Source organism: Salipiger bermudensis HTCC2601, from assembly GCF_000153725.1.
In the GTDB taxonomy this organism is placed as follows: Bacteria; Pseudomonadota; Alphaproteobacteria; order Rhodobacterales; family Rhodobacteraceae; genus Salipiger; species Salipiger bermudensis.
Genome location: NZ_DS022276.1, coordinates 2513846 through 2526056 on the forward strand (window position 1 = coordinate 2513846; position 12211 = coordinate 2526056).

The 12211-nt window shown below is 67.1% G+C and carries 13 protein-coding genes; 4 read left to right on the top strand and 9 right to left on the bottom strand.

Annotated features, from left to right (window positions below; all coding sequences use genetic code 11):
* Positions 1-22 precede the first annotated feature (22 nt).
* Entirely contained in the window at positions 23-883 is an 861-nt protein-coding gene (locus tag R2601_RS11905; protein ID WP_007798567.1) for an aldo/keto reductase, read from the top strand.
* Positions 884-1156: 273 nt separating this feature from the next.
* On the opposite strand, the gene R2601_RS11910 is transcribed toward R2601_RS11905, so the two are convergent.
* From R2601_RS11910 to R2601_RS11950, 9 genes are all read right to left on the bottom strand, one after another.
* The gene (locus R2601_RS11910; protein WP_007798570.1) at positions 1157-3352 is read right to left on the bottom strand and encodes a xanthine dehydrogenase family protein molybdopterin-binding subunit; all 2196 of its coding nucleotides are present in this window, start codon (positions 3350-3352) and stop codon (positions 1157-1159) included.
* A 3-nt stretch (positions 3353-3355) separates the two neighbouring features.
* On the bottom strand, positions 3356-3802 hold the full coding sequence (locus R2601_RS11915; RefSeq protein WP_007798573.1) for a (2Fe-2S)-binding protein: 447 nt from the start codon (positions 3800-3802) through the stop codon (positions 3356-3358).
* Between the two features lie 353 nt (positions 3803-4155).
* Positions 4156-4857, bottom strand: coding sequence for a dihydrofolate reductase family protein (locus R2601_RS11920; protein WP_007798576.1), 702 nt, complete (start codon positions 4855-4857; stop codon positions 4156-4158).
* 236 nt (positions 4858-5093) lie between these two features.
* Positions 5094-5489: a (R)-mandelonitrile lyase gene (locus tag R2601_RS11925; protein ID WP_007798580.1), complete on the bottom strand. Its 396-nt coding sequence runs from the start codon at positions 5487-5489 to the stop codon at positions 5094-5096.
* A 29-nt stretch (positions 5490-5518) separates the two neighbouring features.
* Positions 5519-6154 carry an NADPH-dependent F420 reductase gene (locus R2601_RS11930; protein ID WP_007798583.1) on the bottom strand — a complete coding sequence of 212 codons (636 nt, stop codon included), beginning with the start codon at positions 6152-6154 and terminating at the stop codon, positions 5519-5521.
* Between the two features lie 60 nt (positions 6155-6214).
* The gene (locus R2601_RS11935; protein ID WP_007798586.1) at positions 6215-6976 is read right to left on the bottom strand and encodes a carboxymuconolactone decarboxylase family protein; all 762 of its coding nucleotides are present in this window, start codon (positions 6974-6976) and stop codon (positions 6215-6217) included.
* 111 nt (positions 6977-7087) lie between these two features.
* Positions 7088-7984: a LysR family transcriptional regulator gene (locus tag R2601_RS11940; RefSeq protein WP_007798589.1), complete on the bottom strand. Its 897-nt coding sequence runs from the start codon at positions 7982-7984 to the stop codon at positions 7088-7090.
* 107 nt (positions 7985-8091) lie between these two features.
* Complete coding sequence (locus tag R2601_RS11945) at positions 8092-9096, bottom strand: PQQ-dependent sugar dehydrogenase (RefSeq protein WP_007798591.1); 1005 nt, start codon at positions 9094-9096, stop codon at positions 8092-8094.
* Positions 9086-9547 carry a (R)-mandelonitrile lyase gene (locus R2601_RS11950; protein WP_007798594.1) on the bottom strand — a complete coding sequence of 154 codons (462 nt, stop codon included), beginning with the start codon at positions 9545-9547 and terminating at the stop codon, positions 9086-9088. Before R2601_RS11950 ends, R2601_RS11945 begins: the two co-directional genes overlap by 11 nt.
* Positions 9548-9900: 353 nt before the next feature.
* On the opposite strand from R2601_RS11950, the gene R2601_RS11955 reads away from it, so the two are divergent.
* The 3 genes from R2601_RS11955 (at position 9901) to R2601_RS11965 (ending at position 12184) form a co-directional block, all read left to right on the top strand.
* Positions 9901-10254: a cyclophilin-like fold protein gene (locus R2601_RS11955; protein WP_007798597.1), complete on the top strand. Its 354-nt coding sequence runs from the start codon at positions 9901-9903 to the stop codon at positions 10252-10254.
* A 114-nt stretch (positions 10255-10368) separates the two neighbouring features.
* On the top strand, positions 10369-11115 hold the full coding sequence (locus R2601_RS11960) for an SDR family oxidoreductase (RefSeq protein WP_007798599.1): 747 nt from the start codon (positions 10369-10371) through the stop codon (positions 11113-11115).
* Positions 11116-11233: 118 nt separating this feature from the next.
* A complete protein-coding gene (locus R2601_RS11965) occupies positions 11234-12184 on the top strand; it encodes an alpha/beta hydrolase (protein ID WP_007798602.1) in 951 nt (316 codons plus the stop codon).
* The last annotated feature ends 27 nt before the right edge of the window (positions 12185-12211 follow it).

Here is a 12211-nt window from a genome sequence, read left to right on the forward strand (position 1 = left end):
CCAGCAAGAAAAGGAGATCACCATGATCCTGCAAGATACCGACACCCTTCCGAATGGTGTGGCCGTCCCGAAACTGGCGCTCGGCACCTGGATGATCGACGACGACAAGGTCGCCGACGCGGTCGTCGCTGCCGTCAAGCTCGGCTATCGCCACATCGACACCGCTCAGGCCTATGGCAACGAGCGCGGCGTGGGCGAAGGCATCCGCGCCTGTGGCGTGGCCCGCGAAGACCTCTTCGTGCAGACCAAGCTCGCCGCCGAGATCAAGGATTACGACGGTGCCAAGGCCGGCATCGAAGCCTCGCTCGAGACCCTCGGGCTCGACTATATCGACCTGATGATCATCCACAGCCCGCAGCCCTGGGCCGACTGGGCCGGCGAAGACCGCTTCTTCGAGGGCAACCTCGCGGCGTGGAAAGCGCTGGAAGAGGCCGTCGAGGCCGGCAAGATCCGCGCCATCGGCGTGTCGAATTTCCAGAAGCAGGACCTTGACAACCTGCTGCAGAACGCCGCGACCAAGCCGATGATCAATCAGGTGCTGGCCCATGTCGGCAACACGCCGTTCGAGCTGATCGACTATGCCAAGTCGAACGGCATGCTGGTCGAGGCCTATTCGCCCATCGCCCACGGCAAGATCCTCGACAATGAAGAGGTCGGTGCCATTGCTGCGAAATACGGCGTGAGCATTCCGCAGCTCTGCATCCGCTACGTGCTGCAGCTGGGCCTTCTGGCGCTGCCCAAGACCGCCAATCCCGAGCACATGAAGACCAATGCCGACGTGGATTTCGAGATCACCGACGCGGATATGGACGTGCTGAAATCGCTCACCGCCAAGGATTACGGCGACGCAAGCGCCTTCCCGGTCTACAGCGGCAAGCAGTAAGCGTCACTTTGAAGACCTGGAACCGGGGCCGCGCTGCGCGGCCCCGTTTTCATGTGGAGCGATGGCTTCGGCCCGTGGATCGGTCCGCTGCGGATCAGCACGGGCGAAGAATGGTCACCGGCACCGCGCGCCGGGCGCCGGCTGTTTGTCCGCGCGGTCGCACATCCGCGCATTGAGACGGGCCATCTTGCCCTCGGGCAGGTGGGCCTGACGCACAAAGAAACGGGGCGCGCCGGAAAGGCACGCCCCGTAAAGCTGGATCTCAAGAGCGGATCAGGCGCCGCCGAACTCGTGCTTCGACAGCGGCAGGCTGCGGATGCGCTCGCCGGTCAGCGTTGCCACCGCGTTGACGATGGCGGGGCCAACGGCCGGCAGGCCGGGTTCGCCGACGCCGCCCATGGGGGCGCCGCTCTCGATGATGCGCACATGCACCTCCGGCATCTGGTCGGGGCGCAGGATCGGGTAGAGATCGAAGTTGCGCGCCGTGGGCTCGCCGTCCTCGTAGGTCAGCTCTTCGACCAGCGTCTGCGACACGCCGAGCGCGACGGCGGATTGCACCTGCGCCTCGACGATGGCCGGGTTGACGATCTGGCCGGGGTCGATGGCGACCCAGACCTGATGCACCGCCACTTCGCCACCGTCGAGCGAGACCTCGGCGATCGCCGCCGCCTCGGAGCCGAAGGGCGAGGCCATGGCGATGCCGCGCGCGCGCTGGCTGCCGTCCTCGGCCTCGAACGGGCCGGGCTGCCAGCCGCCCGAGAGCTCGCCCACCGCCTCGAGCAGAGTGCTCAGGCGCTGGTTGTCGGTGAGCAGCGCGCGGCGCATCTCGAACGGGTCCTGACCGGCGGCGCCGGCGATCTCGTCGAGAAAGCCCTCGTACATGAAATCATGCATCGAGTGGCCGACCGCGCGCCAGTAGCCGATCACCGCCGGGTTGGGGTGGAAGATCTGGCCGACATGGCTGTTGGCGATGGCGTAGCTCTTGCCCGAGATGCCCTCGGTCGCCGAGGGGTCGCTGCCCACCGGCGCGTCGTACCAGCGCCCGGTCGGGCCCTCGCCAACGACCTCGACCGACAGCGCGGTGGGGCCGTCGGGACCGATCGCGCCACGGAAGCGCGCAAGGCCCAGCGGGCGCGGTGCATCGCGCAGGAAGTCTTCCTCGCGGGTCCAGATCAGCTTGACGGGCTGGCCCACGGCCTTGGCCAGCGCGATGGCCTGCGGGAACGGGTTCGAAGTGGCGTAGAGGAAGTGCCGACCGAAGAAGCCGCCGAGCATCTGCGAGTGGATGCTGACCTGCGAGGGATCGAGCCCGGCGACCTGCGCCGCAGTGCCCTGGAACATCTCGGGTGCCTGACAGGAAGTCCAGACCTCGAGCGTGCCGTCGTCGTTGAAGCGCGCGGTGGCCGAGGGCGGCTCGAGCTGGCCATGCACCACGAAGGGCGCGTCGTAGATCGCCTCGATCACCGTGTCGGCGCTTTCGAGGGCCGAGGCGGCATCGCCCTTGGCTTCGACCTCGACGATCTCGCCTTTCTTGCCGGCCAGCGTGTCGCGGAACACGTCGGTCGAGAAATCCGCCGGCATCGGCCATTGCGCCTCGCCCTCGGTCCATTCGACCTCGGCGGCCTCCACGGCGCGGCGGGCCTGCCAGAACTTGCCGGCCACCACCGCGACGGCGCCGTCGAGCAGATGCACCGAGTGCACCCCGCGCATCGCCTCGATCTCGGAGAGGTTGCTGACCGAGGCCGGCGTCAGGCCAAGGCGCGGCGCGTGCTGCACCGCCGCCAGAAGCATTCCGTCGACCTCGACATCGATCGAGTACTTCGCCTGTCCGGTCGACTTGTCGCGCACGTCGAGACGCGGCACCGGGGTCTTGATCCAGCGGAACTCGGACGGGTCGCGCAGCGTCACCTCGGCGGGCACCGGCAGGTCCATCGCCACCGCCGCAAGCTCGCCATAGCCGGCGCGGCGGCCGGAGGCCTCGTGCACGACCATGCCCGGCTCGGTGGTGAGCTCGGAGGCGTCAACGCCCCAGTCCTGCGCCGCGGCCTCGAGGAACATCGCCCGGGCCGAGGCCCCAAGTTGGCGCATCAGCTCGTAGGAGGTGCGGGTCGACATGCTGCCGCCGGTGATGCGGAAACCGCCCATGACGTCATAGGGCGGGCCTGCGGGGGCGATCTCGACCGAGAAGTTCTCGGGCGCCAGATCCAGCTCTTCGCCGACCACCTGCGCAAAGGTGGTGTAGATGCCCTGGCCGCCCTCGATGAAGGGGCTGAGCAGCTTGGCGGTGCCGTCCTCGTGGATCTCGAGGAAGGCGGGCACGGCGGGACCGGCGGCGGCCTCGGCCTCCTGCGCCTTGGAGGGGCGCACGGGCAGGGTGGTGGACAGCACCAGCGCGCCGGTGCCGCTCAGGAAGCCGCGGCGCGAGACATTGACCGGCGCCTGCTTGAGGAGTTTCTGCATGAAGGTCATGGATCAGGCCTCCGACGCGTCGCGCACGGCGGCGCGGATCTTGTTGTAGGTCCCGCAGCGGCAGAGGTTCACCATCGCGTACTCGATATCCTCGTCGGTGGGGTTCGGCGTCTCGGTCAGCAGCGCGGTGGCGGCAAGCACCTGGCCCGACTGGCAGTAGCCGCATTGCGGCACCTGGTTGGCGACCCAGGCCTCGACAACGCGGCGGCCGGTCTCGGTCTCCTCGACGGTCTCGATGGTCTTGATCTCGGCGCCGGTGACGCTTTCTGCCGGGGTCTGGCAGGAGCGGGTGGGGTAGCCGTCGACAAGCACGGTGCAGGCGCCGCACTGCGCGATGCCGCAGCCATATTTGGTGCCGGTCAGTCCGAGTTCTTCTCGGATGACCCAGAGAAGCGGGGTGTCGGGATCGACGTCAACGTCGCGGCTTTCGCCGTTGATGGTCAGCTGCATGGCTTGGCTCCTTGTCGGACAAAGGACTGCGTGGCTCGGCATAATCACCGCTGCCGGGAACCGGCAGCGGTCAAAATACGTATCTTGAGTATAGCATAATCATCGCTTCATTGGTGCAGCATGGCTATACCGTGATCCGAGATAGCCTTCATGACAGGCGCTCATGAATGCGCTCCGGCGCGCGCCCAGGCAAGCGAGGCGGAGCCACGATTGACCCTGGGACGGCGAGACGCGATCCGGGAAAGGCGCAGCCTTCACCGTCGATCATTGCCCCGCCCTGCCGGCACGGCCTCCACCGTCGTGATGGCCGCGGGCGGGAGCCGGGTGGCTCTCGGACCCGCCGGCTGTGACGGTCATTGCGGGGCCAGCGCGTCCGCGCGCGGCAGCACCCGGTGGCGGAGCCAGACGGTGCCGGTGGCCAGCGTTTCGCTTGAGATCAGTTCGAGCCGGCGCGCAGCGATGGGGCCGTCATGGTCGTAGATCGATGCAACGCCGCTCTGGCCGTCGACCACCGGGTAGATCAGCGTGCTGGTCTCGTCGATCAGGTCGGCGGCGAGAAACGCGCCGTTCATCCGGCCCCCGCCCTCGAGCAGCAGGCGGCTCACGCCAAATGCCTCTCCGATGCGGATGAGCGCATCCTCGAGCTGGTCGCCCTCGGGGCCGGCAAAGATCACCGACACCCCGCGGGCGATCAGCATTTCGACATGCGCGTCCGGGACCTGCTCCGAGAGCACCAGAACGAGGTGTTCGCCGTCGAGCTCGCCGCTCTCGGGGTGCAGCGTGCCGTGGCGGTCGACGCAGATCGCGAGGGTGGCGCCGGCATGGCTGGCCACGTGGTCGGTGCGGGACGGCGCGGCGGGCCCGGGCACCGGCGTTTGCGAGGCGATGTAATGCTCCATCGTCCGACGGCCGACGATCCATCCATAGGCCCCAAGCTGGTCGGCGGCACCGTCGTAGATCTCGAGCAGGCTGTGCGCAGAGCAGGGCCAGCGCTCTGCCAGAAGCCGTCCGTCGAGAGACGTGATCATGTGGCAGATGATGTGGGGGCGTTGCATTCTGGCGGCCTCTGATCCTGTGGCAGTGTGGGCGTCCGCGTGATGATGCGGCGGCTCGGGCGGACCATAGGCTGTTCCGCGCCCCGCAGGTATGCCCGACCGGTCGCAGGCAGCGATGAACAGGGTTCATCAAACACGGGCGCAGGGGTTGTGCAGGCAGGGGGGGCGTGGCTCCGGGCCGCCCTCTGGCGCCCCGGAGCCGGTCTTGGGTCTTTCGCGACCTTCGGGCGGCAGGCTCAGCCGTCGTACTGTTCGTCCGAGACCTTCTCCATCCAGGTCACCGGCGAGCCGTCGATGCTTTCCTGAATGGCGATGTGCGACATCGCGTTCTCCGGCGAGGCGCCGTGCCAGTGCTTTTCACCGGCGGGGAAGAACACCACGTCGCCCATGGTCACTTCCTCGATCGGGCCGCCTTCGCGCTGCACCCGGCCGCGGCCGTAGGTGATGATGATGGTCTGGCCGGCGGGGTGGGTGTGCCACGCGGTGCGGGCGCCGGGCTCAAAGGTTACATGGGCGCCCGAGGTGCGGCCGGGCTCGTCGGCCTGGAACATCATCTCGAGACGGACGGTGCCGGAAAAGGTCTCTTCCGGGCCCTGTTGCGACGGGTTGCTTCCGCAGCGAATGATTTTCATGGGAGGTCTCCTTCTTCTGGGTCTGCGCCTTAGCGCAGTTTATCGAAACGGTAGGTCAGTGCGGGGCCGCCGGGCTGGACATAGGCCAGTTCGACCGTGGCCATAGCGAAAGGCTCGACATAGCGGCCATTGCGCAGGCCGCCGCAGTCGAGCGGCTCGAAGCCGATGTCGCGGATCAGGCCGCCGGCGATCTGCTTGGCGCCGTCATCGTCGGCATAGGTCAGCACCTGCGGCACGGGATCCTGCCCCTTGCGGGCATAGACCGGGGCAAAGCTCTCGGAAGGCGTGGTGTTGAAGCACGAGACCCAGCGCGTCTTGGGCCGCATCCGGGCCAGCTCCTCGGCGCCGGAGGAGGTGGTGCCGACCACGAGGTCGCGGTCGGAGGTGTCGAGCGGCACGCAGCAGTTCAGCACCACCTTGCCGTTCAGCGGCCCGGCCTGCTCAAGCACATCTTCGACCCGGCTCCAGTGCACCGCCAGCAGCAGCACGTCGCCGTGGCCCACGGCCTCGGAAACCGAGCCATGCTTGCCGCCGCAGTCCTTCGACAGCCGCTCGAGCTTGCTGTCGCTGCGCGAGTAGGAAAAGAGCACGTCATGTCCGGCGTCGGCCCAGTGCTTGCCAAGCTTGCCGCCCATCAGTCCCGATCCGAGAATGCCAATCTTCATCGTCTGCTCCTTGAACTGCGAGAGGGGCGTCTCCGCCCCCCTCTGTCGTGTGTCCGCGATTTACGAGCCGCGGTTCTCGAACACGTCCTTGGCAACCGGCATGGCCGAGAACACCTTCGGCCAGCCAGCGTAGAAGGCGAGGTGCGACAGCATCGCGCCGGCCTCTTCCTGGGTCATGCCGTTGTCCATGGCGCGGTTGAGGTGGAAGGTCATCTGCTCGGGCTGGCCGGCGGCGATGAGCGCCGCCACCGTCACCATGCTGCGGTCGCGCGGCTCGAGTGCCGGGCGGCGCCACAGGTCGAGGAAGAGCATCTGCTCGGTGGTGTCGACCACGCCCTGGCTCACGTCGCCATAGGTGCTCTGGACAAAGTCCTGACGGCTGGCCTCGGCCTCTTCGTCATAGCCCAGCAGCTCGGGGTCGACGGCCGGAAGGTCTTCGGCGGTGACACCGCGGGCCTCATAGACCGGGGCCATCGCTTCGGCCGCGGCGGTGGCGTTGCCCCAGCCGGTGTAGAAGGCGAGGTGGGTGATGGTCTCGGACAGCTCGGCCGGGGTCACGCCCGCATCGAGCGCCAGCTCGACATAGGAGCCGAGGTTCTCGGTCTCGTGCCGGGTCATCAGCGCCGCGAAGGTGACGAGCGCGCGGTCGCGCATCGACATCTGCTCACCGGACCAGACGTCGCCGATCAGACCGTCCGTCGAGTAGGCTTCGAGCGCAGGTGCGACCTGGCCCACGGCGGAGGGCAGGGTGGTCGAGACATCCTGAGCGGAGGCGGTGGTGGCGGCAAGTGCGAACGCCGAAGCGGCGAAATAGGTCTTCATGACATGGCTCCTCTGTCGGTTTGCAGTGTCTGCCTGACAGATGTGGCGCGCGCTGCCCTTAGGTTAATGCCACGTCTGACGATCGCACTCATGATGACGTCTCATCAATCCTCAGCGCCGCTCCCGCAGTGCCGCGAGCACCACCTCGAAGGCCGAGGACGGGCGCTGACGGCTGGGATAATAGAGGTGAAAGCCCGGGAAGGAGGGGCAATAGTCGTCGAGGCAGGTCCTCAGCCGTCCGGCCTCGATATGGGGCTGCGCCAGCCGCTCCGGAACAAGCGCCAGTCCGTGCCCGTCCATTGCCGCGCGCAGCACCGGGTTGATGGTGTTGAAACAGGTCTGGCCCGAGACCTTCACGCGGATCTCGTTGCCGTCCGCATCCTCGAACTCCCAGGCGTAGAGCGCGCCATGCGTCGACAGCCGCAGGTTCACGCAGCGATGGTCGCTGAGCTCGGTCGGCTCCTGCGGCACCCCGGCGGCCTCGTAATAGCCCGGCGCGGCAACGCAGATCATGCGCTCGTCGGGGCCGATGCGCATCGAGATCATGCCCTCGCTCACCTGATCGCCGTAGCGCACCCCGGCGTCGCATTGCGACGAGGCGAGGTCGGTATAGCCGTAATCCATCACGAACTCGACATTCACCGCCGGATGCTCCTTCAGCACCGGCGAGAGCTTCGGCCAGAGGATCGACTCGATGGCGTATTCCACCGCCACGATGCGCACCGTGCCGGTGGGTTGATCGCGCGAGTCGTTCAGCGCCAGCAGCCGCGCCTCGATCTTCTCGAAGCACGGGTTGAGCGTGGCAAGCAGATCCTCGCCCTCGAGCGTCGGGGCGACGGAGCGTGTGGTGCGGGTGAGCAGCCGCAGCCCGAGCCGCTGCTCGAGCCCCTTGATGGCGTGGCTCAGCGCCGATTGCGACACGTTGAGCCGCGCCGCCGCCTTGGTGAAGCTGCGCTCCTCGGCAACCGCGGCCAGTGCGATGAGGTCGTTGATGTTTTCGCGGATCATGGTGGAGGGGTCACTGCTGAGGGTCGGAATGGGTGTGTCTCCCCTTACCTATATATGTGCGAGTTTCATCAAGTCCATTGATTGTCCAATGCCCTAATCGAGACGGATCAGACGATCCCGCGAGGCCCCGTCGCGGCGCGGCGAGCGGTTGGTGGTGATGGCAAAGACGCCGCTTTCCGTAACCAGAACGTCGCGCATCCGTCGCCCGCATCGAAGGCGGTCGAGACGGTGCCATCGGCGTCGACCCCGAGCACGGCACCGGCGCGCAGACCGGCGAGCAGCAGGCGTTGTCCATCCCAGGCCAGCCCCGACGGCGCCCATGTGCTGCGCCCGGAATGGGCCAGCGGAGCGTGCATCCCGTCGCCGGTCTCGTCGCCCTGGATCAGTGGCCAGCCGTGGTTGCCGCCCGCCTCGACGCGGTTCAGCTCGTCATGGCCGGACTGGCCGTGCTCGGCGGCAAAGAGCTGGCCGTCGCTGTCCCACGCGATCCCCTGCGGGTTGCGGTGGCCCAGCGAATAGACCGGCGAGCCGGGGAAGGGGTTGTCGTCGGGGATGGCGCCATCGGGCGTCAGGCGCAGGATCTTTCCCGCGAGGCTCTGCATGTCCTGCGGCCGGTCGCGGTTCTCGGTCCAGCCGGTGGTGACGTAGAGCATTCCGTCCGGGCCAAAGGCCACGCGGCCGCCATTGTAGAGCGGGTGGCCGGGAATGCCGTCCAGCAGAACGCGGGTCTCGACCCAGGCATCACCGCGCCGTTCCACCTCGATCACCCGGTTCACGCGCGCCTCGGGGGTACCGGTGTGCTGATAGAGCACGACGCGCCCGGTCTCGGCGAAGTCGGGCCGCAGCGCCAGGCCGAGCAGCCCGCCGCCGCGATGGTTCAGGATCGGCGCGCTTGTCTCGACCGGCAGGCGGGTGAAATCGCCGTCGGCGAAGAGGCCCAGCGTGCCGGCCTTCTCGGTGACGTAGAGCGCGCCCGCATGGGCCTCGATGTCCCACGGGTAGTCGAGCCCGTCGAGAACGGTTTCGGCCGCCGCCGCGGGAAACGCGGTGACGGCCGTGATCAGCGCGGCCCCGAGGAGGCCGCGCAGTCCGGTGGCGCGATTACTCGCCATTGTACTCTTCGTCGGAGACCAGCTCGCCCCAGGTCACGGCGGAGCCGTCTTCATTGGCTTGGATGGCGTAGTGTGTGACCGAGGTGGTGTCGGTGGCACCGTGCCAGTGATTGACGCCTTCGGGCGCGAAGACCACGTCGCCGGTGCGCATGATCTGCTTGGGCTGGCCTTCTTCCTGGTACCATCCGGTGCCGGCGGTCACGACGAGATACTGACCGATCGGGTGGGTGTGCCAAGCCGAGCGCGCGCCGGGCATGAAGGTGACCTCGCCGGCGCTGACATCGTTCATGTTGGGGCCGAAGACCGGCGCCACGAAGACGGTGCCGGTGAAGGTTTCCTCGCTGCCGATCTGGCCGCCGCGCTCGAGTCCGGTGGTCTGGGACATCTCCTGCGCGAACGCGGCAGGGGCGGTTGCGAGCACGAGGGCGGCTGCGGTGAGGGTGCGTGTCATGTCTGGTCGTCTCCGTATGGTTGCGAGAGGCGGCCGGCTGGCCTGGAGCCGGGCAGCACCCGGTCTCTTACCTTAGGAGGTAAGTGAGGATGGCGACAGGATAATGCCGATCAGGCGGTAACGCTCATGAGGCCCCCTCATGAGCCGGCGTCGTGAGCCGGAGGCGAGGAGAGGCGCGCCGCAACGCGCGCTGTGCTAGGATGGTTCCTGCGGGATTGATGATCACCGCTCATGGGAGGGAGAAATATGCAGGGGCTAAAGATTCTGCGCCGCCCGGTTAGATATCGTCTCATTCAAGGGGCGGGACCGCCGCCTCACCCGTGCAAGACCGCCTCGCAAGGAGGACGACCGCAATGACGAAGATCACCGTAACCGTCGGAGAAACGCAGCTTCAGGCCACGCTCGACGACACGCCCGCCGGGCGCGATTTCGCAGCGATGCTGCCGCTGGAGCTGCGCCTCAGCGATTATCACGGCATCGAGAAGGTCGCGGACCTGCCGCGCAAGCTCGACACCACCGATGCGCCAGCGCGCTATGCCGCCAAGGCTGGCGACATCACGCTCTACGCGCCGTGGGGCAACATGGCGATCTTCTACAAGCCGTTCCAGGCGGCCAGCGGGCTGGTGCGTCTGGGGGCCTTCGACGGCCCGATCGACGCCCTGCTGCAGGACGGCGCCTTCCCGGCGCGCTTCGCACTGGCGGACTGACAGCGCGGCAACATCACGGAACCGATCCCCGGCCCAATGCGCTTTCCCGACCGAAAACGCCAGAGGCCGACCCGCCCAATCTGGGCGCGGACAGCAAAGACAAGGAGCTACTCCATGACCGAGAACATCGCAGGAAAAGTCGTCGTCATCACCGGTGCCTCGAGCGGCATGGGCGAAGCCACCGCCCGCTCGCTGGCCGAGCAGGGCGCCAAGGTGGTGCTGGGCGCGCGCCGGGCCGACCGGCTCGAGAGCATCGTCGCGGACATCAAGGCCGAGGGTGGCGAGGCCATCGCCAAGGCCACCGACGTGACCAAGCGCGAAGAGGTGCAGGCGCTGGTCGACACCGCCAAGCAGACCTTCGGCACCGTCGACGTGATCTTCAACAATGCCGGCCTGATGCCGCTGTCGATGCTGGCGAGCCAGAAGGTCGACGAGTGGGAGCAGATGATCGACGTGAACCTCAAGGGCACGCTCTACGGCATTTCGGCCGTTCTGCCGATTTTCCAAGAGCAGAAATCCGGCCAGGTGATCAACGTCTCGTCGGTCTACGGGCACAAGACGGTGCCCACGGGCGCAGTCTACTGCGCCACCAAGTACGCCGTGCGCTCGCTCTCCGAGGGGCTGCGCCAGGAGGTGAAGGATTACAACGTGCGCGTCGCCGTGCTGTCACCGGGCGCCGTCAACACCGAGCTGACCAGCCACATCACCGAGGAAGGCACCGGCGACCAGGTTCGTGACTTCGTCAAGCAGATCGCCATCCCGGCCTCGACCATGGCAGACATGGTGAGCTTCGCGATCTCGCAGCCCGAGAATGTCGACGTGAACGAGATCCTGTTCCGCCCGACCGTCCAGCCCGAGTAACCCGGCCTTCACCGGCCTGTTTCACCGCCCGCCCGGGCGCCTTCGCGGCGCCCCCCCCTTTCCTGCGGCCTGGGCCTAGCCGGGGCCGCCCCCAAGATCATATCCAAGGATTCAAGACATGCCTGCCAACGACTACATCTTCGAGCTTTCTGAAAACGTCACTCGCACCCCGGTCTCGTTCGAGACCCGCTATGGTCTCGGCCTTTCCGCCGACCTCTACCGCCCGGCGGATTTCGACGAGAGCAAGCAGTACCCGGCGCTCATCGTCGGCGCGCCCTATGGCGGCGTCAAGGAGCAGGGCCCCGGCATCTATGCCAATGAACTGGCCCAGAAGGGTTATGTCGTGCTCACTTTCGATCCGGCCTATAACGGTGCCTCGGAAGGCTACCCGCATCACCTCTCCTCGCCCGACCAGATGGTCGAGGACTTCATGGCCGGCGTCGACTTCCTCGGCACCCGCCCCTTCGTCTCGCGCGAGAAGATCGGCGCGATCGGCATCTGCGGCTCGGGCGGCTTCGCGCTGTCGGCGGCCAAGGTCGACCCGCGCATCAAGGCCGTGGCCACCGTCTCGATGTACGACATCAGCCGGATGCAGAAGAACGGCATGAACGACAGCATGAGCGATGAAGATCGCCTTGCCACGCTCAAGACCCTCGCCGAACAGCGCTGGGCGGATTTCGAGACCGGCGAGCCGGCGCTCACCGGTCGCGGCGCGCCGCTCGAGTGGGATGCCGAGGCGAACCCTGTGGGTGCGGAATTCGGCTCGTTCTACTCGCGTCCGCGTGGCTATCACCCGCGCTCGATCACGCAGTTCACCATGACCTCCACGCCGAGCTGGATGAACTTTGCGCTGCTGCAGGACCTCGACTGGCTCGCGGGCCGTCCGATCCTGCTGGTTGCCGGCGACGAGGCGCACTCGCTGTATTTCTCGGAAGACGTCTACAAGGACGCGCCCGAGCCGAAGGAACTCTACCTCGTCGAGGGCTCGAACCACGTCGATCTCTACGACAAGGTCGAGAAGATTCCCTTCGCCAAGATCGAGAGCTTCTTCGCCGACGCGCTGAAGTAAACGCGTTCGTGTGAAAGCTGGGCCCCG

What these genes read in the sequence shown, in the direction of transcription:
- R2601_RS11905 (WP_007798567.1), top strand. Translation starts at nt 23, where the DNA reads ATGATCCTGCAAGATACCGACACCCTTCCGAATGGTGTGGCCGTCCCG.
- R2601_RS11910 (WP_007798570.1), bottom strand. Translation starts at nt 3,352, where the DNA reads ATGACCTTCATGCAGAAACTCCTCAAGCAGGCGCCGGTCAATGTCTCG.
- R2601_RS11915 (WP_007798573.1), bottom strand. Translation starts at nt 3,802, where the DNA reads ATGCAGCTGACCATCAACGGCGAAAGCCGCGACGTTGACGTCGATCCC.
- R2601_RS11920 (WP_007798576.1), bottom strand. Translation starts at nt 4,857, where the DNA reads ATGCAACGCCCCCACATCATCTGCCACATGATCACGTCTCTCGACGGA.
- R2601_RS11925 (WP_007798580.1), bottom strand. Translation starts at nt 5,489, where the DNA reads ATGAAAATCATTCGCTGCGGAAGCAACCCGTCGCAACAGGGCCCGGAA.
- R2601_RS11930 (WP_007798583.1), bottom strand. Translation starts at nt 6,154, where the DNA reads ATGAAGATTGGCATTCTCGGATCGGGACTGATGGGCGGCAAGCTTGGC.
- R2601_RS11935 (WP_007798586.1), bottom strand. Translation starts at nt 6,976, where the DNA reads ATGAAGACCTATTTCGCCGCTTCGGCGTTCGCACTTGCCGCCACCACC.
- R2601_RS11940 (WP_007798589.1), bottom strand. Translation starts at nt 7,984, where the DNA reads ATGATCCGCGAAAACATCAACGACCTCATCGCACTGGCCGCGGTTGCC.
- R2601_RS11945 (WP_007798591.1), bottom strand. Translation starts at nt 9,096, where the DNA reads ATGGCGAGTAATCGCGCCACCGGACTGCGCGGCCTCCTCGGGGCCGCG.
- R2601_RS11950 (WP_007798594.1), bottom strand. Translation starts at nt 9,547, where the DNA reads ATGACACGCACCCTCACCGCAGCCGCCCTCGTGCTCGCAACCGCCCCT.
- R2601_RS11955 (WP_007798597.1), top strand. Translation starts at nt 9,901, where the DNA reads ATGACGAAGATCACCGTAACCGTCGGAGAAACGCAGCTTCAGGCCACG.
- R2601_RS11960 (WP_007798599.1), top strand. Translation starts at nt 10,369, where the DNA reads ATGACCGAGAACATCGCAGGAAAAGTCGTCGTCATCACCGGTGCCTCG.
- R2601_RS11965 (WP_007798602.1), top strand. Translation starts at nt 11,234, where the DNA reads ATGCCTGCCAACGACTACATCTTCGAGCTTTCTGAAAACGTCACTCGC.